Below are 22,262 nucleotides of genomic sequence, written 5' to 3'. Positions count from 1 at the left end.
CTACGATCACAGACTACCTTCATCTTCCTCATCCTCATTCACCCGATCCCGCAACTCCTTGCCCGGCTTGAAATGAGGGACAAACTTACCGTCCAGGCTGACTGACTGCCCAGTCTTAGGATTACGCCCTACCCGCGGAGCACGGTAGTGCAGCGAAAAACTCCCAAACCCGCGAATTTCAATCCGATCGCCGGTCGCCAGGCACTGGGACATCTGCTCAAGCATGGTCTTGATAGCCAGCTCTACATCCTTGGATGAAAGCAGCCCTTGATGGGTGACAATTCGTTCGATCAACTCCGACTTCGTCATATTTTTCCCTTCTTTTTCAAGCAGCTAGGAAAAGCGCTTCGAAGGTTTTAGCATGACTTGATGATTTTGAACAGCCCACACATCAACTTATCTGCCGTTTGAATAACCACCGCCATGAGCGATCAACACACTCAATTGCAGATCACAAGCATGGTACGAGTGACTGCTCCAGCAGGGTTCCAACCGAACAAGTAATCACCCTCTTCGTCTTTGGCGTCGCTGGACCTGGTGATGACCTTATAGCCCCGCATCTTGCATTCGCGGGCGGCGCGCTTCTCGCACTTCTCCCAATTGCCGCCAAGCCCCGAGCAGTCAACCTCAATGCCGCTGACACCGCGCTTGACGTGAGTTTTGGCGCTGGTAGCGGCACAGCCTGCAAGCAATACCACTGCGAGCACTACGATAAGCCTTTTCATTGAAATCCTTAATAACACGGGGTGGCTCTTATCAACACTATAGTCAGCTCTGACACCAAGCCCTAACCCTTGGTTCTTGCGCGTGGATTCAACGAATTTCAGGCATAAAAAAGGGCGACCGAAGTCGCCCTTTTTTTCAGCCTTACAGAACTTAGTTCTGCTTAGCCATTGCTTCGCGCAGCAGGGAGGCCATGGTGGTCTCGCCTGTTGCAGCTTCCGGAGCCGATTTCAGGCTCTGGATTGCTTCTTTCTCTTCCACTTCATCTTTCGACTTGATGGAGAGTTGGATCACGCGGCTCTTGCGATCAACGCTGATGATCTTGGCTTCTACTTCCTGGCCTTCTTTCAGAACGTTGCGCGCGTCTTCAACGCGGTCACGGCTGATTTCGGAGGCTTTCAGAGTCGCTTCGATATCGTCGGCCAGAACGATGATGGCGCCTTTGGCGTCAACTTCTTTCACAGTGCCTTTAACGATGGCGCCTTTGTCGTTCTCTTGAACGTACTCGGAGAACGGATCGCTTTCCAGTTGCTTGATACCCAGGGAGATGCGCTCGCGCTCTGGGTCAACCGACAGGATAACGGTGTCCAGCTCGTCGCCCTTCTTGAAACGACGAACAGCTTCTTCGCCAACTTCGTTCCAGGAGATGTCGGACAGGTGAACCAGGCCGTCGATGCCGCCGTCCAGACCAATGAAGATACCGAAATCGGTGATCGACTTGATGGTGCCGGAGATTTTATCGCCCTTGTTGAACTGGCCAGAGAAATCTTCCCATGGGTTAGATTTGCACTGCTTGATGCCCAGGGAGATACGACGACGCTCTTCGTCGATGTCCAGAACCATAACTTCCACTTCGTCGCCGACTTGTACGACTTTCGAAGGGTGGATGTTTTTGTTGGTCCAGTCCATTTCGGAAACGTGTACCAGGCCTTCCACGCCTTCTTCCAGCTCTGCGAAGCAGCCGTAGTCGGTCAGGTTGGTAACACGCGCGGTTACGCGAGTGCTTTCTGGGTAACGGGCTTTGATAGCAACCCATGGATCTTCACCCAGTTGCTTCAGGCCCAGGGAAACACGGTTGCGCTCGCGATCGTATTTCAGAACCTTGACATCGATCTCGTCGCCAACATTGACGATTTCGGAAGGATGCTTGATACGCTTCCAAGCCATGTCGGTAATGTGCAGCAGGCCATCGACGCCACCCAGATCGACGAATGCGCCGTAATCGGTGAGGTTCTTGACGATACCTTTGACTTGTTGGCCTTCCTGCAGGGATTCCAGCAGAGCTTCACGCTCGGCGGAGTTCTCTGCTTCCAGGACGCTGCGACGGGAAACGACAACGTTGTTGCGCTTCTGGTCGAGCTTGATGACCTTGAATTCGAGTTCTTTGCCTTCCAGGTGCGTGGTGTCGCGCACAGGACGAACGTCGACCAAAGAACCTGGCAGGAACGCACGGATGCCGTTAACGTCGACAGTGAAGCCGCCTTTAACCTTACCGTTGATAACGCCCTTGACCACTTCTTCAGCTGCGAAGGCTGCTTCGAGAACAATCCAGCATTCAGCGCGCTTGGCTTTTTCACGGGACAGCTTGGTTTCACCGAAACCGTCTTCAACCGAGTCCAGAGCAACGTGAACTTCGTCACCGACATTGATTGTCAGATCGCCAGCATCGTTGTAGAACTGTTCCAGCGGGATCAGAGCTTCAGACTTCAGACCAGCGTGAACGGTTACCCAGCGAGCTTGGTAATCGATATCAACGATAACACCGGTGATGATGGAGCCTGCCTGAAGGTTCAGGGTTTTTAGGCTTTCTTCAAAGAGTTCCGCAAAGCTTTCGCTCATTTTAATTCCTGTTGATAAGGGCGAAGAATACGCCCATCTCCACACCCCAGACGGTGTGGGTCAGTTTCAGTTAAAAGAAGCCACCGCAGGACTATGACTGGTCCCCTGCGGCCTTCTTGATCACCCGGCGATATCGCGAATGGCGATTTCACTCAAGATGCGTTCCAGCACCTGCTCGATGGACAACTCCGTGGAGTCCAGCTGTATGGCATCAGCCGCCGGCTTGAGCGGGGCTACTGCGCGCTGGGTATCACGCTCATCGCGTGCACGGATCTCATCTAGCAGACTCGACAGACTAACACCATCGACTTTGCCCTTCAACTGCAAGTAACGGCGGCGAGCCCGTTCCTCGGCGCTGGCGGTCAGGAAAATCTTCAACGGCGCCTCAGGAAACACGACCGTGCCCATATCTCGGCCATCGGCCACCAGGCCCGGTGGCTCCTGGAAAGCGCGCTGACGCTGCAGCAGCGCATCCCGCACAGCCGGCAGCGCGGCAACCTGCGAGGCCCAGGAGCCGACCTGCTCATTACGTAAATCGTCGGTCACATCATCCCCTTCCAGGATGATGCGCTGGGGATGACCTTCCGTCGCGCCGACGAACTGCACATCGAGGTGCGCGGCCAGCAGCTTCAGGGACTCTTCGTTGGTCAGGTCGACGCCGTGGTTACGCGCAGCAAAAGCCAGCAGACGATACAACGCGCCAGAATCCAGCAGGCACCAGCCCAGGCGCTTGGCCAGGATGCCGGCGATAGTGCCTTTGCCCGAGCCGCTTGGCCCGTCGATGGTAATCACCGGTGATTTGATATTCACAATTGAGCCTCTTGGGCAACACGCATGCCGACTTGGGCACACAGTGTAAGAAAGTTCGGAAAAGACGTAGCAACATTGGCGCAGTCATGGATACGAATCGGCGCAACTGCCCGCAGGGAAGCCACACTGAACGCCATGGCAATCCGGTGATCACCATGGGCATGGACTTCACCACCGCCCATCAGGCCACCATCAATGATAATCCCATCGGGGGTCGGTTCACACTTCACTCCCAACGCCAGCAGACCGTCGGCCATGACCTGGATACGGTCAGACTCCTTGACGCGCAACTCCTCAGCGCCACGCAAAATAGTCCGGCCTTCAGCGCAGGCCGCCGCGACGAACAACACCGGAAACTCATCGATGGCCAAGGGCACCAGCGCTTCTGGAATCTCGATACCCTTGAGCGCAGCAGCACGCACACGCAGGTCAGCGACAGGCTCGCCACCGACTACGCGCTGGTTTTCCAGAGTGATATCGGCGCCCATCAGCCGCAGGATATCGATCACCCCGGCACGAGTAGGGTTTATGCCGACATGCTCCAGCAACAGCTCGGAACCCTCGGCAATCGAAGCAGCCACCAGGAAGAATGCCGAAGATGAGATGTCCCCCGGCACTTCAATATGGGTAGCCGTCAGCACATGGCCCGATTCCACCGACGCGGTAGCACCCGCCACCACAACAGGATAACCAAAACCGCGCAACATACGCTCGGTATGGTCGCGGGTCGGCGCAGGCTCGGTCACTGCGGTTTTACCTTCGGCATACAGCCCCGCCAGCAACAGACAGGATTTGACCTGGGCACTGGCCATCGGCAGCGTATAAGCCAGGCCTTTCAGCGTCTGGCCACCACGAATGGTCAGCGGCGGACACCCTTGCGGCCCGGTTTCGATCAACGCCCCCATTTCCCGCAATGGCTTGGCCACGCGATTCATCGGGCGCTTGGACAGGGAAGCATCGCCGGTCAATACGCTGTCAAAACGTTGCGCCGCCAACAAACCCGACAGCAGGCGCATGGATGTACCGGAATTACCCAGGTAGATAGGCCCCGGCGCCGGCTTCAAGCCGTGCAATCCCACACCATGAATGGTCACGCGCCCATGGTGCGGCCCCTCAATCACCACGCCCATGTCACGAAACGCCTGCAAGGTTGCCAGAGCATCTTCGCCCTCCAGGAAACCTTCGACCTCGGTCACACCGTCAGCCAACGAGCCCAGCATGATCGACCGATGGGAGATCGACTTATCCCCCGGCACCCGGATACGCCCGCTCAAGCGGCCGCCCGGACTGGCAATAAAGGTCAACTCATCGGCGCTCACAGCAGATTCCATATAGGCCCGGCGAGCCAGGATCTTGCTGAAATGCTCACGTGCGACCCGCGCACGGGTGAACACGCCCAATAATTGATGGCCATCCCCGGCATCGACTGCGTCGCGCAAGGCGTCGAGGTCACTGCGGAAGGTGTCCAGGGTGCGCAACACCGCTTCGCGATTGGCGAGAAAGATGTCGTGCCACATCACCGGATCGCTGCCGGCAATCCGCGTGAAATCGCGGAAGCCACCGGCGGCGTAACGGAAAATCTCAAGGTTTTCGTTGCGCTTGGCCAAGGAGTCCACCAGGCCGAATGCCAACAAATGCGGCAAATGGCTGGTCGCCGCCAACACTTCGTCGTGGCGCTCGACCTGCATATGCTCCACGTCCGCCCCCAGCTCACGCCAGAGACGATCCACCACGGCCAGCGCGGCTGAATCGGTTTGCTCCAGCGGCGTCAGGATCACTTTATGGCGGCGGAACAGCTGCGCATTGGACGCCTCCACGCCACTCTGCTCGGAACCGGCAATCGGATGGCCGGGCACGAAGCGCGCAGGCATACCGCCAAAAGCCAATTGCGCCGCACGCACCACATTGCCCTTGGCACTGCCGACATCCGTCAGGATCGCTTGCCCCAGGTCCATGCCGGCCAATACCGCCAGCAGTTTCTCCATGGCCAGGATCGGCACCGCGAGCTGAATGACGTCAGCCCCCTGACATGCCAGCGCCAGGTCCGCCTCACAGCGATCCACCACACCCAACTCCACCGCCAGCTTGCGCGATTGCGGGTCCAGGTCCACACCGACCACTTCGCCGCATAGCCCGCTTTCGCGCAGGCCCTTGGCGAAGGAGCCACCGATCAAGCCCAAACCCACCACCACCAGGCGACCGATCATAGGCACAGCAGGTTGCAATGCAGTGACATCAACCACGAGCCAGAACCTTGGCCAGCGCCTCCAGGAAGCGACTGTTTTCAGCCGGCAAGCCGATGGTGATCCGCAGGTGGTTCGGCATGCCGTAGTTGGCCACCGGCCGCACGATCACGCCCTCGCGCAACAGCCCCTGGAACACAGGAGCAGCCACTTGGCCGAGGTCGACACAGATGAAGTTGCCCTTGGATGGAATCCAGTCCAGGCCCAACTCACGGAAACCATCCTGCAACTGCAGCATGCCGTTTGCGTTGATGCGACGACTTTCCTCAAGGTACTCGGCATCCTTCACCGCCGCACAGGCCGCCGTCAAGGCGAGACTGTTGACGTTGAACGGCTGGCGCACGCGGTTCAGTACATCGGCAACCACCGCAGTCGACAGGCCATAGCCCACCCGCAGCGACGCCAGGCCATAGGCCTTGGAGAAAGTGCGCGACACCAGCAGGTTCGGGTAGGCCGCCAGGAAATCCAGGCCGTCCGGCAGGTCGCTGCCTTCGGCGTACTCGATATAGGCTTCGTCCAACACCACCAGTACATGCTCAGGCACGTCTTGCAGGAAGTCGTTGAGCGCTTGCGCATCGAACCAGGTGCCGGTCGGGTTGTTCGGGTTGGCGATAAACACAACGCGGGTCTGGGCATCAATGGCGGCCAGCATGGCCGGCAGGTCGTGGCCCCAGTCCTTGGCGGGAATCACGCGGACGTCGGCACCGACTGCCTGGGTGACGATCGGGTAAACCGCAAACGCGTGCTCGCTGAACACGGCGTTCAGGCCCGGCGCCAGGTAGGCACGGCCGACCAGTTCGAGGATGTCGTTGGAGCCGTTGCCCAGGGTGACCTGGTTCAGCTCGACCCGGCATGTTTCCGCCAGCAGGGACTTGAGGGCGAAGCCATTGCCGTCCGGGTAACGGGTCAGCTCGGCCAACTCTTCACGAATCGCCGCCAATACCTTGGAGCTTGGACCCAGTGGATTCTCGTTACTCGCCAGCTTGACGATCTTGGAAGGATCCAGGTTCAACTCACGCGCCAGCTCGTCCACAGGCTTACCCGGAACGTAAGGCGACAGTTGTTGCACGCCCGGCTGAGCCAGGGCGAGGAAGTTGCCACTCATGTTAAAGCCTCACAAAACCGCTTTCGGGTAAGAGCCCAGCACCTTGAGTGCCACGGCTTCCTGACTGATCTTCTCCAGCACGCCTTTGACCAGCGGATCGCGGTGGTGGCCGATGAAGTCGATAAAGAACACGTAGGTCCATTTACCGCTGCGCGAAGGACGAGTCTCGATGCGCGTCAGGTCAATCCCGTTATCGTGGAACGGCACCAGCAGCTCATGCAGTGCGCCGGGCTTGTTACTCATGGAGACGATGATCGAAGTCTTGTCGTCGCCGGTCGGCGGCACTTCCTGGCTGCCGATCATCAGGAAGCGCGTGGAGTTGTCCGGGCGATCCTCGATTTTCTCGGCCAGGCGCGTCAGACCATACAGGCCAGCGGCCATATCACCGGCGATCGCCGCCGAATTCCACTCACCCTTGACCCGCTTGGCCGCTTCGGCGTTGCTGGACACCGCCACGCGCTCGACATTCGGGTAATGGGCGTCCAGCCACTTGCGGCACTGGGCCAGGGACTGGGCATGGGAATAGATGCGGCTGATGCTATCGGTCTTGGTACTCTCGCCCACCAGCAGGTGATGGTGGATGCGCAGCTCGACTTCGCCGCAGATCACCATGTCGTGCTCAAGGAAGCTGTCCAGCGTGTGGTTGACCGCGCCTTCGGTGGAGTTTTCCACCGGCACCACGCCAAAATTCACCGCGCCGGCCGCCACCTCACGAAACACCTCGTCGATGGCCGCCATTGGCTTGCTGATCACCGCGTGGCCGAAGTGCTTCATGGCCGCCGCCTGGGTGAAGGTGCCTTCCGGGCCGAGATACGCCACTTTCAGCGGCTGCTCCAGCGCCAGGCACGACGACATGATTTCACGGAACAACCGCGCCATCTCTTCGTTGCCCAATGGGCCCTTGTTGCGCTCCATGACGCGCTTGAGCACCTGGGCTTCACGCTCCGGCCGGTAGAACACCGGCACTTCGCCTTCCGCCAGGGACGCCATCTTCACCCGGGCCACTTCTTGGGCACAGCGCGCACGCTCACTGATCAGCTCCAGGACTTTCTCGTCCAGGCTGTCAATGCGTACACGCAGGGCCTTGAGTTCTTGTTCAGACATTAGCCGTGTTCCTTTTCGAACTCTGCCATGTAGGCAACCAGCGCGTTGATCGCGTGGATGTCGACAGCGTTGTAGATGGAGGCGCGCATGCCACCCACCGAACGGTGGCCCTTGAGGTTCAACAGGCCGCGCGCGTCGGCACCGGCGAGGAATGGCTTGTCCAGGCGGTCGTCAGCCAGACGGAACGGCACGTTCATCCACGAGCGGTCGGTCAGGTTGATCGGGTTGCTGTACAGGCCGCTGGCGTCGATGAAGTCGTACAGGGTGCGCTTCTTCTCTTCGTTGAGCTTGCCCATGGCAGCCACACCGCCCTGCTCTTTCAGCCACTCGAACACCAGGCCCGAGAGGTACCAGGCGAAGGCCGGCGGGGTGTTGTACATCGAGCCGTTGTCGGCCGCGACCTTGAAGTTGAGCATGGTCGGGCACAGCGAGCGCGCGCGACCCAGCAGGTCTTCACGGACGATGTTGACCAGGATGCCGCTCGGGCCGATGTTCTTCTGCGCCCCGGCGTAGATCATGCCGTAGCGCGATACATCGATAGGCCGCGAGAGAATGTCCGAGGACATGTCGCACACCAGCGGAACATCGCCGACTTCCGGCACCCAGTCGAATTCCAGGCCGCCGATGGTTTCGTTCGCGACGTAGTGCACGTAGGCCGCATCCTTCGACAGCTTCCATTCGTTCTGACCTGGAATGGCGAAGTAGTCGTAGGGCTTGGCGGTGCCGGCCACGTTGACGTGACCGTAGCGCGAGGCCTCTTCAATAGCCTTCTGCCCCCAGATACCGGTGTCGATGTAGTCGGCAGTGCCGTCTTCCGGCAGCAGGTTCAGCGGGATCTGGGCGAACTGCTGGCTCGCACCGCCCTGCAGGAACAGCACTTTGTAATTGGATGGAATATCGAGCAAGTCGCGCAGATCCTGCTCGGCCTTGGTGGCAATGGACACGAACTCATCGCTGCGATGGCTCATTTCCATCACGGAGAGGCCTTTTCCATGCCAGTCGAGGAGTTCACCCTGCGCACGCTGCAGGACTGCTTCAGGAAGCGCCGCGGGACCGGCACAGAAGTTATAGGCTCTCTTGCTCACATCCAATCTCACTCTGATCTGGTGGGGTGGTGCAATAAATCGGGTTTCAATACTTTCAAAGGGGACAAACAACAAGGGGGCGAATCTTCATCCGCCCCCTGTGTGTCCGCTTATTCCTGCGGTTCTTCTTCGTCTGCGGCAGCATCGAGGGTTGGCTCGTCGACGTTGTCATCGCCTGTTGCGATCACCTCGCCTTCAAACTCCTCACCTTCCAGCTCTTCGCCTTCGACTTCCGACGGCTCCTGGACACGCTCCAGGCCGACCAGTTTTTCGTCCTTGGCCAGCTTGATCAAGGTCACACCCTGGGTGTTACGGCCCAGGCTCGACACTTCAGCCACACGGGTACGTACCAGGGTGCCCTGGTCGGAAATCAGCATGATTTCCTCGCCATCGAGCACCTGGACCGCGCCGACCAGACGGCCATTGCGGTCGTTGCTGACCATGGCGATAACGCCTTGGCCGCCACGCTTGTACTCCGGGAACTCGCTGATGGCGGTACGCTTGCCATAGCCACGCTCGGAAGCAGTGAGGATCTGGCTGCCTTCTTCGGGGATCAGCATCGAAATCAGCTTCTGCCCTTCCGGCAGGCGCATGCCGCGCACACCGCGGGCGGTACGGCCCATGGCGCGAACGTCGGATTCCTTGAAGCGTGTCACTTTGCCGCCGTCGGAGAACAGCATGACTTCACGCTCGCCATCGGTAATGGCTGCACTGATCAGTACGTCGCCTTCGTCCAGCTCCAGGGCGATCAGGCCCACGCTGCGTTGGCGACTGAAGGATTCCAGCGGGGTCTTCTTCACGGTGCCTTTGGCGGTGGCCATGAAGATGAAGTGACCTTCGGTGTATTCATCGACTGGCAGCATGGTGGTGATGTATTCATCACTGTCCAGCGGCAGCAGGTTGACCAACGGACGACCACGGGCAGCACGGGAGGCTTCCGGGATTTCGTAGGTCTTGAGCCAGTACACCTTGCCCTTGCTGGAGAACAGCAACAGCGTGGTGTGGCTGTTGGCGACCAGCAGGTGAGCGATGTAGTCCTCATCCTTCACGCCGGTAGCCGATTTACCTTTACCGCCACGACGCTGGGCCTGGTAAGCAGCCAATGGCTGGGTCTTGGCATAGCCACCGTGGGAGATGGTCACCACGCGCTCTTCTTCCGGGATCATGTCACCCAGGGTCAGGTCGAGGCGGGCATCGAGGATTTCGGTACGGCGCACGTCGCCGTATTCGGCGCGGATAACTTCCAGTTCTTCGCGGATCACTTCCATCAGGCGCACGGCGCTGTTGAGGATGCGGATCAGCTCGCCGATCTGGTTGAGGATCTCCTGGTACTCGGCCAGCAGCTTCTCGTGCTCCAGGCCGGTCAGGCGGTGCAGGCGCAGTTCCAGGATAGCCTGGGCCTGTTCCGGCGACAGGAAGTACTTGCCGTCACGCAGACCGTATTGCGGGTCCAGTGTCTCCGGGCGGCACGAGTCGGCGCCGGCACGTTCAACCATCGCCACGACGGCGCTGGATTCCCATGGCATCTTGATCAGCGCTTCCTTGGCTTCCGACGGCGTCGGCGAAGCCTTGATCAGGGCGATGACCGGGTCGATGTTCGACAGCGCCACAGCCTGGCCTTCCAGGATGTGACCGCGCTCGCGGGCCTTACGCAATTCGAACACGGTACGGCGGGTAACGACTTCGCGACGGTGACGTACGAAGGCTTCCAGCAGATCCTTGAGGTTCAGGATGCGCGGACGGCCGTCGATCAGTGCAACCACGTTGATACCAAACACGCTTTGCAGCTGGGTCTGGGCGTAGAGGTTGTTGAGGATCACCTCAGGCACTTCGCCACGACGCAGCTCGATCACCACGCGCATACCGTCTTTGTCGGACTCGTCGCGCAGTTCGGTGATGCCTTCGAGCTTCTTCTCTTTAACCAGCTCGGCGATCTTCTCGATCAGACGCGCCTTGTTCAACTGGTAAGGGAGCTCGGTGATGACGATCTGCTGGCGACCACCGACCTTGTCGATGTCTTCGATCATCGAGCGGGCGCGCATGTAAATGCGGCCGCGACCGGTGCGGTAGGCTTCGATGATGCCGGCGCGACCGTTGATGATCGCGGCGGTCGGGAAGTCCGGACCGGGGATGTATTGCATCAGCTCATCGACGGTCAGCTCAGGGTTGTCGATAAGCGCCAGGCAACCGTCGATGACTTCACCAAGGTTGTGTGGCGGGATGTTGGTGGCCATGCCCACGGCGATACCGCTGGAACCGTTGACCAGCAGGTTGGGGATCCGGGTAGGCATGACAGCCGGGATCATTTCGGTGCCGTCGTAGTTCGGCACCCAGTCCACGGTTTCTTTGTGCAGGTCAGCCAGCAGCTCGTGCGCCAGCTTGGTCATGCGCACTTCGGTGTATCGCATGGCCGCGGCGTTGTCGCCGTCGACCGAACCGAAGTTGCCCTGGCCGTCTACCAACAGGTAGCGCAGGGAAAACGGCTGGGCCATCCGAACGATGGTGTCGTACACCGCAGTGTCGCCGTGAGGGTGATACTTACCGATCACGTCACCGACAACACGGGCAGATTTCTTGTACGGCTTGTTCCAGTCGTTACCCAGCTCGCTCATTGCGAACAGCACACGCCGGTGCACGGGCTTCAAGCCGTCGCGCGCATCAGGCAGTGCCCGACCGACAATTACGCTCATCGCGTAGTCGAGGTAGGACTGTTTCAGCTCGTCTTCGATATTGACCGGGAGGATTTCTTTGGCCAGTTCGCCCATGAGAAGCCTGATTCCTTTTTCGGGTGAAACCTCGTCGCATCCATATGGGACGAACGAAGCTCGCCGCTGCCGGCACAGCGCCTGACAACGACTTACGACAAATCAACGAGTTATGACACGGATCTGCACGTTATGGGCACCCCCTGGGGGCGGCCCTGGAAACCGCCGGATGTTATCACAATCGCCGCCACGCACCTATCCCCCTGATGCGCATGGAGACTAGTAATTTGACGGATGACAGGCTTGAGGGCGACGAGAGGGGCTCAGAGATGGGGTGGTGCTTTTTTTTGAGGGTAGATCTGAGGGTTTTATTGACTTTAAGGGCCAATCGGGGGCAAGCCCCTCCCACAGTTTGACGGTGTTCACCATTCAAGTGTGTGAGGGAGCTTGCCCCGATAGCCATTTCACACCTACCACAGCCCTCAATGCAGCCGCTTACGGCACATCAACTTGGCCAATTTAGCCGTATCCGGCCGCTCAACCACGCCCTTCTCAGTCACGATCACATCGATCAGGTCGGCCGGGGTCACATCGAACACAGGGTTGAACGCACTCACATCGGCGGCAAAGCGTTGGCCGGAGACTTCCAGCAACTCGTCGGCGTCACGCTCTTCCAAGGCAACATCGTCGCCGGTGGCCATCATCAGGTCCAGGGTCGAACTCGACGCCACCACCATGAAACGCACGCCGTGGTGCATGGCGCACACCGCCAATTGATAGGTGCCGATCTTGCCGATCACATCGCCATTGGCGGCAATGCAATCAGCGCCGACGATCACCCAGGTGATGCCCTTGGTCTTGAGGATATGTGCGCCCGCCGAGTCGGCATTCACTGTGACCGGGATACCCTCGCCCGCCAGCTCCCAGGCGGTCAGCCGCGAGCCTTGCAGCCACGGACGGGTTTCATTGGCGTAGACGTGCTCGACCAAGCCTTCCAGGAAGGCGGCGCGAATCACCCCAAGGGCCGTGCCGACACCGCCCGTCGCCAAGGCGCCGGCGTTGCCATGGGTCAAAATCGCCTGGGCGTTGCCCTGATGCTTGCGAATCCGCTCAACGCCCAACTGGGCCATGACGAGGTTGGCTTCCCGGTCGCTTTCATGGATCGCAATCGCTTCGGCCTCCAGCACCGCCAGCGGATCGGCGTGCTTCTTGACGCGGTCCAGGCGATCGCGCATGCGCTTGAGCGCCCAGAACAGGTTCGAGGCGGTCGGACGGGTATCGGCCAGTAGCGCATAGTCCTCTTCCCATGCGGCCTGCCAGTCACCGCCCTCGGCGATACGTTCGCGAGCGGCGAGCACCAGGCCATAGGCCGCGCTGATGCCGATGGCCGGCGCGCCACGCACCACCATGGCGCGAATGGCCGCTGCCACTTCATCCACCGTGGAACAGGCCACCCAGTTTTCCTGGGACGGCAAGGCACGTTGATCGAGCAGGTGCAGCGTGCCATCACGCCAATCGATGGCCTTCACTTTCTCCGCTGCCAACAGTCGATCGCGCATCCCTCACCCCGTACTCATCAACAAAAGCCGCCGATTATAGCGATCCGCCAGCCAGGACGCTCGGGTATACTTCGCGCTTCTTTTATAGCTGCCCAGGAAGAAGCCTGCGATGACCTCCACTGCCGCCCCGCTCGACTTACTGCTACTGCCAACCTGGCTGGTACCTGTCGAACCTGCTGGCGTGGTACTCAAGGACCATGGCGTGGGCATCCGCGATGGGCGGATTGCCTTTATCGGGCCACGGGCTGCGGCGCTGAAGCTTTGCGCCACTGAAGTACGCGAACTGCCGGGCATGCTGCTCAGTCCCGGCCTGATCAACGCCCACGGGCATGCAGCGATGAGCCTGTTTCGCGGCCTGGCTGATGATCTGCCCTTGATGACCTGGCTGGAAAAACACATCTGGCCTGCCGAAGCCAAGTGGGTCGACGAGGCCTTCGTACGTGACGGCACCGACCTGGCCATTGCCGAGCAGCTCAAGGGCGGCATTACCTGCTTCTCGGACATGTATTTCTACCCCAAGGTCGCCAGCGATTGCGTACACAACAGCGGCATGCGTGCGCAGATCGCGATTCCGATCCTCGACTTCCCGATTCCCGGCGCCAGCACCGCTGACGAGGCTATCCGCCAGGGTATCGAGCTGTTCGGCGACCTCAAGCACCACCCGCGCATCAAGATCACCTTCGGCCCCCACGCGCCCTACACCGTGTGCGATGCCAACCTGGAAAAAATCCGGGTAATCGCCGAAGAGCTGGACGCCGCGATCCATATGCATGTGCACGAAACCGCCTTCGAGGTACAACAGGCCGTCGAACAGACCGGTGAACGGCCATTGGCACGCCTGGGTCGCCTCGGACTGCTGGGCCCGCGCTTCCAGGCCGTTCATATGACCCAAATCAGCGAGGACGACCTGGCTTTGCTGGTAGAAAGCAACACCAGTGTCATCCATTGCCCGGAATCCAACCTGAAACTGGCCAGCGGCTTTTGCCCGGTGGAGCGCCTGTGGCAGGCTGGGGTGAATGTGGCCATTGGCACCGACGGCGCCGCCAGCAACAACGACCTGGACCTGCTGGGCGAAACCCGTACCGCAGCGATGCTGGCCAAGGCCGTCGCCGGTTCGGCCACCGCCCTGGACGCGCACCGTGCGCTGCGCATGGCTACGCTCAACGGTGCGCGCGCCATGGGCCTGGAAAGCGAAATCGGCTCCCTGGAAGTGGGCAAGGCGGCGGATATGGTCGCTTTCGATCTGACCGGGCTGGCGCAACAACCGATCTACGATCCGGTCTCACAGCTTATATATGCCACCGGACGCGATTGCGTGAAACACCTTTGGGTCGCCGGCAAGCAGTTGCTCGACGACCGGCAACTCACCCGCATGGACGAACAACAGTTGACCGCCACGGCCATTGCCTGGGGCCAACGCATCAGCGGGCACAGCGAATAACGAAGGTGCTGAGCCTGCGTGTTCGGCACCGACAAACCGATTTATCAGATTTAGAGGATTCACCATGAGCAACGTCGACCACGCCGAAATCGCCAAGTTTGAAGCCCTGGCCCACCGCTGGTGGGACCGCGAAAGCGAGTTCAAACCCCTGCACGACATCAACCCGCTGCGGGTCAACTGGATTGACGAACGCGTCAACCTGGCCGGCAAAAAGGTGCTCGACGTGGGTTGCGGCGGCGGCATCCTCAGCGAAGCCATGGCCCAGCGCGGCGCCACCGTGATGGGAATCGACATGGGCGAAGCGCCGCTGGCCGTGGCCCGGCTGCACCAGTTGGAATCCGGTGTGAGCGTGGAATACCGCCAGATCACCGCCGAGGCCCTGGCCGAAGAAATGCCGGAGCAGTTCGACGTGGTCACCTGCCTGGAAATGCTGGAGCACGTGCCAGACCCCTCCTCGGTGATCCGCGCCTGCTTCCGCATGGTCAAGCCGGGCGGCCAGGTGTTCTTCTCCACCATCAACCGCAACCCCAAGGCCTATCTGTTCGCGATCATCGGCGCCGAATACATCATGAAGCTGCTGCCGCGCGGCACCCATGACTTCAAGAAATTCATCCGCCCGTCCGAACTGGGCGCGTGGAGCCGCCAGGCCGGGCTGACCGTCAAGGACATCATCGGCCTGACCTACAACCCACTGACCAAGCACTACAAGCTGGCCAGCGACGTTGACGTCAACTACATGATCCAGACCCTGCGCGAGGAATGAGCCTGTGAAGTTGCGAGCGGTTCTCTTCGACATGGACGGTACCCTGCTGGACACCGCGCCGGACTTTATCGCCATCTGCCAGGCCATGCGTGCCGACCGTGGCCTGCCACCGATCAATCCCCAGCACATCCGCGATGAAATCTCCGGCGGTGCACGGGCGATGGTCGCCGTGACCTTCTCGATGGACCCGGAAACGCCTGGCTTTGAAGCACTGCGCCTGGAATTCCTCGAGCGTTACCTGAAGGGTTGCGCCGTCCACAGCAAATTGTTCGACGGCATGGCCGAGCTTCTCGAAGACATCGAGAAGGCCAAGCTGATCTGGGGCGTGGTCACCAACAAGCCACTGCGCTTCGCCGAGCCGATCATGCAGCAGTTGGGCCTGGCCGAGCGTTCGGCCCTGCTGATCTGCCCGGACCACGTGAAAAACAGCAAGCCGGACCCGGAGCCGATGATCCTGGCGTGCAAGATGCTCGGCCTGGACCCGGCCAGCGTGCTGTTCGTGGGCGACGACCTGCGTGACATCGAGTCTGGCCGCGACGCCGGCACCCGCACGGCGGCGGTGACCTACGGCTATATCCACCCGGACGACAACCCGCGTCACTGGGGCGCGGATGTGGTGGTGGATCACCCGCTGGAACTGCGCAAGGTGTTGGATAACGCGCTGTGCAGTTGCTGATGGCTCACTCGCTCTACTGACTAAGGAGGATCCAATGTGGGAGTGGGCTTGCCCCCCCCACATTTGGATCTCCACTGCGCTCAAGATGGGTGTTTGTAACCCGCTGAACTCTGTCGAGGCTTTTTATGTTTGATTACTCTGCACGTCCAGAACTGCTCAAAGACCGGGTCATCCTGGTGACCGGCGCCGGTCGCGGCATTGGCGCGGCGGCGGCGAAAACCTACGCGGCTCATGGCGCGACCGTGCTGTTGTTGGGCAAGACCGAAGCCAACCTGGCCCAGGTGTATGACGAAATCGAAGCGGCCGGCCACCCGCAGCCGGTGGTGATCCCGTTCAACCTGGAGACCGCCCTGCCCCATCAATACGATGAGCTGGCCGCGATGATCGAAAAAGAATTCGGCCACCTCGACGGCCTGCTGCACAACGCCTCGATCATCGGCCCGCGTACGCCGATCGAGCAGTTGTCCGGCGAGAACTTCATGCGGGTGATGCACATCAACGTCAACGCGATGTTCATGCTCACCAGCACGTTGTTGCCGCTGCTCAAGCTGTCCCAGGACGCGTCGGTGGTGTTCACCTCCAGTAGCGTCGGGCGCAAGGGCCGGGCGTATTGGGGGGCTTATGGTGTGTCGAAATTTGCCACTGAAGGCTTGATGCAGACCCTGGCGGATGAGCTCGAAGACGTGGCTGCAGTAAGAGCCAACAGCATCAACCCGGGCGGTACGCGCACCAGCATGCGGGCCCAGGCGTATCCAGGGGAGAACCCGATGGAAAGGCCGGCACCGGAAGAGATCATGCCGGTGTACCTGTACCTGATGGGGCCGGACAGTACCGGCATCAATGGGCAGGCGTTTGACGCCCAGTAACAACTGACCCAACCGGAACCAAATGTGAGAGGGGTGTAGAACCCTCCCACATTTGTATTGCGGTGTTCTCTGGCTCTTAGTTCTTCACCACTTCCTCAAGGGTGAAGCGCCCCAGCGGGTTTTGCAGGAAGTTGCTCACATTCTTGCGTGAGATGTTGATGTACGGGCTGTAGTACAGGTCGATCCAGTTCACATCCTGTTTCGCCAGTTTCTGCAACTCGACATACATCTGCTCACGCTTGACCGGGTCAGCCTCGATGCGCGCCGCCGCCACCAGTTCCTTGACCTTGTCGTTCTTGTAGCGGGTCATGTAGTTCTGGTTGGTGTCGTGGCCGAGCACGAAGGTGGTCTTCTGGTCCGGGTCGAGGATGTCGTTGGTCCAGTACATCACCGAAATATCGTACTCACCGTCCACCAGCATCTGCCAGCTTTGGGTCGGGTCGACTTTCTGCAGGTTGGCGGTCACACCGACCTTGGCCAACTGGTCCTTGATGATCACCGCGATCTGCTCGTCGGCTTCGTTGCCGGCGTTGACCACATAGTTGAGCTTCAAGTCCTTCGCACCAGCCTTTTCCAACAGCTTCTTGGCGGCGGTCGGGTCATACGGACGTTGCAGGTTGTTGGCGTAGTGGAACAACGAGCCTTTCGGGATGTAGGAATAGGCCACCGTGCCTTGACCGTAAGTGGCGGTTTTCACCAGCGACTGTTTATCGATCGCCATGTCCAGCGCCTCGCGCACTTCCTGCTTGGCCAGCAGACCGTGGGCGTGGTTGATCAGCAGGTGATCTTCACGGGTGGACGGGTCGGAGTGGATCACCACGTTCTGGTCTTTCTTCAGTTCTTCAACCCGGGAAAACGGTACGAAGATCGCCGTGTCCAACTCGTTGTTCTGCACCATGCGCATGCGCGTGTTGTCGTCGGTCACGGAGACCCACTCCACGCCATCCAGGCTGACGTTCTTGGCCTGCCAGAAGTTCGGGTTCTTCTTCAGGATGACCCGGTCGCCCTTGCGCCATTCGTCCACGGTAAACGCACCGGAGGTCACCGGATTTTCCGAGTAGGCGTCTTCGCCCATCTTGGTCATGGCTTTTTCCGACAGGATCGAGACCGTTGGCGAAGCCAGTTGCGAAAGGAAGGCAACCGCCGGGGTCTTCAACGTGACGACCAGGGTTTTCGCGTCTGCCGCCTTGGCCGTATTGATCAGGTTGAAGGGGTCAGCCCACAGCGAGGCCTTGTTATCACGGATGCGCAACAGGCTGAACGCCGCATCCTCGGCGGTGATCGCCGAACCATCGGAGAACTTCGCATCGCGCAGTTTGAAGGTGTAGGTCAGGCCGTCCTTGGAAATCTCCCAGCTTTCTGCCAGGCCCGGCTCCATCTTGGTGCCCAGGTTATTCACGCGGACCAGGGTGTCGTAGACGTTGGCGAAGACCCAGGTGTCGCGGTTCTGCGCGCTTTTGATCGGGTCAAACGTGGTGCTGTCTTCACGGCAGCCGATGGTCAGGACGCCGGCGGCTTGTGCCAGCCCGGCAGTGAGGGACCACGCGGTTAACGTAGCAGCGGCGAGCAACTTCAAGTGGCGCGATTGCATGTCATAACTCCTTGTTCATGATGGGCAGGAAGGGTCAACGGTTCTTCAAGCACGCAACTGTACCGATGCTCGTGCAGGAAATGGGTAGGCGGCAATACCACGGAACACATCGTCCGGGCATACCGGCAACGCGGGTGGAAGGCACAGCCCGTAGGCAAATTCAGGGGGCTCGGCGGCTCGCCAGGCAACGGTTCTGCAGGCAAAGGCCGATGCGGATCAATCTCCGGAATCGCCTCGATCAACGCCGCGGTATACGGATGGCGCGGCGAGGTGAAGACCGCTTCCACCGGACCTTCCTCGACGATTTTGCCCAGGTACATCACCGCGACGCGGTCACACAGGCGCCGCACGATGGCCAGGTCATGGGCGATAAACAGGATCGCCAGGTTCATGCGCTGTTGCAGTTCTAGCAACAGGTTGATGATCTGGCCCTGGATCGATACATCCAAGGCCGCCACGCATTCATCCGCGATGATCAGGCGTGGCTCCACCGCCAGCGCCCGGGCGATTCCCACGCGCTGGCACTGGCCGCCACTGAGTGAACCGGGTTTGCGACTGGCCAGTTCGGGGCGCAGGCCGACCAGGTCAAGCAGCTCGTTGACGCGAACGGGGATACGCTCTGCCGGGACTTTGCGCTGCACCCGCAGCACCTCGGCGATGGTTTCGCCGATGGTGTGGCGCGGGTTCAACGCGGCGTAGGGGTCCTGGAAGATCATCGCGGTCTCGTGGCGCAAGCGGGCGATGTCGATGGCACTGCCATGGGCCATGTCGATGCCATCGAACAGCACCTGCCCGGCACTGATCGGGTTGAGGTGCAGGATCGCCCGCCCCAATGTGCTTTTGCCGCTGCCGGACTCTCCCACCAACCCCAGGGTTTCACCGGCGGCCAGGTTCAGCGACACACCGTTCACCGCCCTCACCCACTGCTTGTTCAGGCCGAACACACCGGTGCCGGACGCGGCGAATCGCACCTCCAGGTCCTTGATCTGCAACAGGCTCATGGGCGTGCTCCCAACGGGTAGTGACACGCCACGCGCGCGCCTTCGGGCAACAGTTCGGTGCACAACGCGCCAACCTGCGGACAACGCGGGTTGAAGCGGCAGCCGTCGGGTAACGTATCGAGCAACGGCGGCTGGCCAGGGATGGTGCGCAGCAACGCATGGCCACTGCTGTGGGCCGGCTGGCAATCAATCAGGCCAGCGGTGTACGGGTGTTGCGGATGGGCGAGCAAGTCGTACTTGCTGCCGTGTTCGCACAGGCGCCCGGCGTACATCACGGCGATGGAATCACAGGTTTGCGCAACCACGCCGAGGTCGTGGGTGATCATGATGATCGACAGGCCGCGCTGGTCACGCAGGTCCAGCAGCAGGCGCAGGATTTGCGCCTGCACGGTCACATCGAGGGCCGTGGTCGGCTCGTCGGCAATCAGTACTTTCGGGTTGCAGCCCAGGGCCACGGCGATCATCGCGCGTTGGCGCATGCCACCGGAAAACTCATGGGGATAGTTGTCGACCCGTGCCTGGGGATCGGGAATGCCCACCTGGCGCAACACCTCGATGGCTTGTCGGCGCGCGTCTTTTTTCGACGCGCCCTGATGCAGGCGGATGCCTTCGGCGATCTGATCACCGATGCGCATCAAGGGGTCGAGGTGGCTGCTGGGGTTCTGGAAGATCATGCCCAACTGCCCGCCACGCACCGCGCGCATGCCGGCGTCATCCAGTGGCAGCAGGTCCTGGCCGGCCAGGCGTACCGCACCGCCCTGAACGCGTAGATTGGGCGACGGCAACAGGCGCATCAGGCCACGGCAGGCCATGGTCTTGCCCGAGCCGCTTTCGCCCACCAGGCCGAGGATTTCGCCTTCGGCCAGGTCAAAGGACACGCGGTCGACCAAGGTCACATCGCGCCCGGCGTTATTGGCGATCACGCTGAGGTCTTGCACCTGCAACAGGCTCATGAGCGATCCCCCAACACTTGCGCCACGCCATCGGCCAGCAGGCTGAAGCCCATGGCCAGGGTCACGATGGCCAACCCCGGAAAGGTGCAGATCCACCAGGCCGTGGTGATAAACGCCTGCCCTTCGGCAATCATCGTCCCCCACTCCGCTGTCGGCGGTTGCACCCCCAGGCCCAGGTAGCTCACGGCAGCACCGTTGAGCAGCACCAGCACCGCGTCAGACATGGAAAACACGATCGAGCCAAACATCGCATTCGGCAGCAAATGCCGGAACAGGATGCGCCCATGGCCAAACCCCAGGCTCTTGGCGGCCAGGGCGAAGTCGCTTTCCTTGAGCACCAGGATTTGCGAGCGGATCAGCCGCGCATACGACACCCAGCCGACCAGCGCCATGGCGATATAGAAACTCTTCAGGCCCGGACCGAGGATGGCCATGATCGCCAGCATCAACACCAGGAACGGGAACGCCAGGACCACATCAATCACGCGCATGCAGAAACTGTCGAAGCGCCCGCCGATATAACCAGAAACGGCGCCTATAAACGTGCCGATCATAAACGGGAAAATCACCCCGATGACGGCAAGCTGCAGGTCGACGCGCGCGCCCCAGATCACCCTCGAAAGGATGTCTCGACCGTAGTTATCGGTACCGAATGGATGGATCAGTCCGGGGGCGAGCAAGGCCATCTCGGTGTTTTGCGCAATCGGGTCATAGGGCGCGATCCACGGCGCAAACACGGCCAGGACCAACCACACCGACAGAATCAACAGCCCCCACGCGGCCGTGAGTCGGCCATTGCGAAAACCAAAACGCAGGCGCAGGCGCCACGGGGTAATCAGTGGACGGCTGCTCATTGCATCTTCACCCGTGGGTCGAGGGCCACCGTGGCCACGTCCGCGATAAAGTTGACCACCACCGTCGCGCACGCCAGCACCATGGCAACGCCCTGCACCACCATGTAATCGCGGGTAAAAATACCGCGCACCAGCAATTGGCCGATGCCGGGAATGGCGAACAGGCTTTCGATCACGACGGTGCCGCTGATCAGCCAGCCGATATTCACCGCCAGCAGGTTGACCGCCGGCACCAGGGAATTGGGCAGCACATGGCGTCGGAACACCGCCGCTTCCGACAGCCCACGCGCCCGCGCGGCAGTGACGTGGTCGGCCTGCAGTTCCATCAACATGCTCGCCCGCAGGTTGCGCACCAGCACCGCCGACAGCGCCAGGGCGATGGTCAGGCACGGCAAGACCATATGGTGCGCCTTGTCCAGCCAGGTACGGCCGTAGCCGGACACCGGGAACAAGCCCCATTGCACACTGAACAGCAGGATCAGCATCAGGCCCAGCCAGAACGCCGGCATGCCCAGGCCCACGGTGGTGAACACGCGAATCAGGTTGTCCGCCCACCCGCCTTTATTGCGCGCGGCCAACGTCGCCAGCGGCACCGCAATCAGCAGCGCCAGCACCACGCTGCCGAGCACCAGCACCAGGGTGGGCTCGATGCGAGTGACGATCAACTTCAAGGCATCGACTTTGTACAACAGCGATTGGCCGAGGTCGCCCTTGAGCAGGTTCTTCAGGAAGTAGAAATACTGCTGCCACAGAGGCTGGTCGAGGCCGTACTGGGCGCGGATTTTCAGCAAGGCATCTGGGGTGCTGCGCGAGCCCAGCAAGGCACGCGCCGGATCGCCCGGAATCGAGCGCACCAGCACAAACGTGATCAGGCTGATGCCAAACAGTACCGGCAGCAATTGCAGCGGCCGGGACAGGACAAAACGGTAGCGCGCCAAGTTCAT

19 protein-coding genes are annotated in these 22,262 nt (G+C 60.6%); 4 read left to right on the top strand and 15 right to left on the bottom strand.

From position 1 onward, the window contains the following. Positions 1-6: 6 nt before the first annotated feature. From ihfB to mtnA, 10 genes are all read right to left on the bottom strand, one after another. Positions 7-309: an integration host factor subunit beta gene (ihfB, locus tag AD670_RS12805; protein ID WP_053132474.1), complete on the bottom strand. Its 303-nt coding sequence runs from the start codon at positions 307-309 to the stop codon at positions 7-9. 131 nt (positions 310-440) lie between these two features. Then, on the bottom strand, positions 441-725 hold the full coding sequence (locus AD670_RS12800; RefSeq protein ID WP_053132471.1) for a hypothetical protein: 285 nt from the start codon (positions 723-725) through the stop codon (positions 441-443). 151 nt (positions 726-876) lie between these two features. Beyond that, complete coding sequence (gene rpsA, locus AD670_RS12795) at positions 877-2,562, bottom strand: 30S ribosomal protein S1 (RefSeq protein ID WP_027604177.1); 1,686 nt, start codon at positions 2,560-2,562, stop codon at positions 877-879. A 120-nt stretch (positions 2,563-2,682) separates the two neighbouring features. Further along, positions 2,683-3,372, bottom strand: a complete 690-nt coding sequence (gene cmk, locus AD670_RS12790) for a (d)CMP kinase (protein ID WP_053132468.1) — start codon at positions 3,370-3,372, stop codon at positions 2,683-2,685. Next, the gene (locus AD670_RS12785; RefSeq protein WP_053132465.1) at positions 3,369-5,579 is read right to left on the bottom strand and encodes a bifunctional prephenate dehydrogenase/3-phosphoshikimate 1-carboxyvinyltransferase; all 2,211 of its coding nucleotides are present in this window, start codon (positions 5,577-5,579) and stop codon (positions 3,369-3,371) included. The genes cmk and AD670_RS12785 overlap by 4 nt, the downstream gene beginning before the upstream one ends. Positions 5,580-5,607: 28 nt before the next feature. Continuing rightward, on the bottom strand, positions 5,608-6,720 hold the full coding sequence (hisC, locus tag AD670_RS12780) for a histidinol-phosphate transaminase (protein ID WP_053132462.1): 1,113 nt from the start codon (positions 6,718-6,720) through the stop codon (positions 5,608-5,610). Between the two features lie 9 nt (positions 6,721-6,729). Beyond that, positions 6,730-7,824: a prephenate dehydratase gene (gene pheA / locus AD670_RS12775; protein WP_053132458.1), complete on the bottom strand. Its 1,095-nt coding sequence runs from the start codon at positions 7,822-7,824 to the stop codon at positions 6,730-6,732. Then, positions 7,824-8,909 (bottom strand): 3-phosphoserine/phosphohydroxythreonine transaminase, encoded by a 1,086-nt coding sequence (gene serC / locus AD670_RS12770; RefSeq protein WP_053132455.1) that lies wholly within the window; start codon positions 8,907-8,909, stop codon positions 7,824-7,826. The genes pheA and serC overlap by 1 nt, the downstream gene beginning before the upstream one ends. Before the next feature lie 110 nt (positions 8,910-9,019). Next, positions 9,020-11,674: a DNA gyrase subunit A gene (gene gyrA / locus AD670_RS12765; RefSeq protein ID WP_053132452.1), complete on the bottom strand. Its 2,655-nt coding sequence runs from the start codon at positions 11,672-11,674 to the stop codon at positions 9,020-9,022. Positions 11,675-12,096: 422 nt separating this feature from the next. Beyond that, positions 12,097-13,173 (bottom strand): S-methyl-5-thioribose-1-phosphate isomerase, encoded by a 1,077-nt coding sequence (mtnA, locus tag AD670_RS12760; RefSeq protein WP_053132449.1) that lies wholly within the window; start codon positions 13,171-13,173, stop codon positions 12,097-12,099. Between the two features lie 109 nt (positions 13,174-13,282). Here mtnA and AD670_RS12755 point away from each other — a divergent pair, with 109 nt between their 5' ends. The 4 genes from AD670_RS12755 (at position 13,283) to AD670_RS12740 (ending at position 16,919) form a co-directional block, all read left to right on the top strand. Then, positions 13,283-14,614, top strand: coding sequence for a TRZ/ATZ family hydrolase (locus AD670_RS12755; RefSeq protein WP_053132447.1), 1,332 nt, complete (start codon positions 13,283-13,285; stop codon positions 14,612-14,614). Positions 14,615-14,678: 64 nt separating this feature from the next. After that, complete coding sequence (gene ubiG / locus AD670_RS12750) at positions 14,679-15,377, top strand: bifunctional 2-polyprenyl-6-hydroxyphenol methylase/3-demethylubiquinol 3-O-methyltransferase UbiG (RefSeq protein ID WP_053132444.1); 699 nt, start codon at positions 14,679-14,681, stop codon at positions 15,375-15,377. Between the two features lie 4 nt (positions 15,378-15,381). Then, the gene (mupP, locus tag AD670_RS12745; RefSeq protein ID WP_053132442.1) at positions 15,382-16,053 is read left to right on the top strand and encodes an N-acetylmuramic acid 6-phosphate phosphatase MupP; all 672 of its coding nucleotides are present in this window, start codon (positions 15,382-15,384) and stop codon (positions 16,051-16,053) included. 125 nt (positions 16,054-16,178) lie between these two features. Then, on the top strand, positions 16,179-16,919 hold the full coding sequence (locus AD670_RS12740; RefSeq protein WP_053132440.1) for a YciK family oxidoreductase: 741 nt from the start codon (positions 16,179-16,181) through the stop codon (positions 16,917-16,919). Positions 16,920-16,995: 76 nt separating this feature from the next. Here AD670_RS12740 and AD670_RS12735 read toward each other — a convergent pair whose 3' ends face one another. From AD670_RS12735 to AD670_RS12715, 5 genes are read right to left on the bottom strand one after another with little or no spacing between them, the layout of a single operon-like run. Beyond that, entirely contained in the window at positions 16,996-18,510 is a 1,515-nt protein-coding gene (locus AD670_RS12735; protein ID WP_053132438.1) for an ABC transporter substrate-binding protein, read from the bottom strand. After that, positions 18,492-19,511, bottom strand: coding sequence for an ABC transporter ATP-binding protein (locus AD670_RS12730; protein ID WP_053132436.1), 1,020 nt, complete (start codon positions 19,509-19,511; stop codon positions 18,492-18,494). Before AD670_RS12730 ends, AD670_RS12735 begins: the two co-directional genes overlap by 19 nt. Further along, positions 19,508-20,464, bottom strand: a complete 957-nt coding sequence (locus tag AD670_RS12725; RefSeq protein ID WP_053132434.1) for an ABC transporter ATP-binding protein — start codon at positions 20,462-20,464, stop codon at positions 19,508-19,510. Before AD670_RS12725 ends, AD670_RS12730 begins: the two co-directional genes overlap by 4 nt. Beyond that, entirely contained in the window at positions 20,461-21,318 is an 858-nt protein-coding gene (locus AD670_RS12720; protein WP_053132431.1) for an ABC transporter permease, read from the bottom strand. Before AD670_RS12720 ends, AD670_RS12725 begins: the two co-directional genes overlap by 4 nt. After that, entirely contained in the window at positions 21,315-22,262 is a 948-nt protein-coding gene (locus AD670_RS12715; protein WP_053132428.1) for an ABC transporter permease, read from the bottom strand. The genes AD670_RS12720 and AD670_RS12715 overlap by 4 nt, the downstream gene beginning before the upstream one ends.

The organism is Pseudomonas sp. MIACH (genome assembly GCF_001269925.1).
Lineage (GTDB): Bacteria > Pseudomonadota > Gammaproteobacteria > Pseudomonadales > Pseudomonadaceae > Aquipseudomonas.
The sequence above is the reverse complement of the archived record's forward strand: the minus strand, read 5'-3'. Positions and strand labels throughout refer to the sequence as shown.

What these genes read in the sequence shown, in the direction of transcription:
- ihfB (WP_053132474.1), bottom strand. Translation starts at nt 309, where the DNA reads ATGACGAAGTCGGAGTTGATCGAACGAATTGTCACCCATCAAGGGCTG.
- AD670_RS12800 (WP_053132471.1), bottom strand. Translation starts at nt 725, where the DNA reads ATGAAAAGGCTTATCGTAGTGCTCGCAGTGGTATTGCTTGCAGGCTGT.
- rpsA (WP_027604177.1), bottom strand. Translation starts at nt 2,562, where the DNA reads ATGAGCGAAAGCTTTGCGGAACTCTTTGAAGAAAGCCTAAAAACCCTG.
- AD670_RS12785 (WP_053132465.1), bottom strand. Translation starts at nt 5,579, where the DNA reads ATGATCGGTCGCCTGGTGGTGGTGGGTTTGGGCTTGATCGGTGGCTCC.
- hisC (WP_053132462.1), bottom strand. Translation starts at nt 6,720, where the DNA reads ATGAGTGGCAACTTCCTCGCCCTGGCTCAGCCGGGCGTGCAACAACTG.
- pheA (WP_053132458.1), bottom strand. Translation starts at nt 7,824, where the DNA reads ATGTCTGAACAAGAACTCAAGGCCCTGCGTGTACGCATTGACAGCCTG.
- gyrA (WP_053132452.1), bottom strand. Translation starts at nt 11,674, where the DNA reads ATGGGCGAACTGGCCAAAGAAATCCTCCCGGTCAATATCGAAGACGAG.
- mtnA (WP_053132449.1), bottom strand. Translation starts at nt 13,173, where the DNA reads ATGCGCGATCGACTGTTGGCAGCGGAGAAAGTGAAGGCCATCGATTGG.
- AD670_RS12755 (WP_053132447.1), top strand. Translation starts at nt 13,283, where the DNA reads ATGACCTCCACTGCCGCCCCGCTCGACTTACTGCTACTGCCAACCTGG.
- ubiG (WP_053132444.1), top strand. Translation starts at nt 14,679, where the DNA reads ATGAGCAACGTCGACCACGCCGAAATCGCCAAGTTTGAAGCCCTGGCC.
- AD670_RS12740 (WP_053132440.1), top strand. Translation starts at nt 16,179, where the DNA reads ATGTTTGATTACTCTGCACGTCCAGAACTGCTCAAAGACCGGGTCATC.
- AD670_RS12735 (WP_053132438.1), bottom strand. Translation starts at nt 18,510, where the DNA reads ATGCAATCGCGCCACTTGAAGTTGCTCGCCGCTGCTACGTTAACCGCG.
- AD670_RS12730 (WP_053132436.1), bottom strand. Translation starts at nt 19,511, where the DNA reads ATGAGCCTGTTGCAGATCAAGGACCTGGAGGTGCGATTCGCCGCGTCC.
- AD670_RS12725 (WP_053132434.1), bottom strand. Translation starts at nt 20,464, where the DNA reads ATGAGCCTGTTGCAGGTGCAAGACCTCAGCGTGATCGCCAATAACGCC.
- AD670_RS12720 (WP_053132431.1), bottom strand. Translation starts at nt 21,318, where the DNA reads ATGAGCAGCCGTCCACTGATTACCCCGTGGCGCCTGCGCCTGCGTTTT.
- AD670_RS12715 (WP_053132428.1), bottom strand. Translation starts at nt 22,262, where the DNA reads ATGAACTTGGCGCGCTACCGTTTTGTCCTGTCCCGGCCGCTGCAATTG.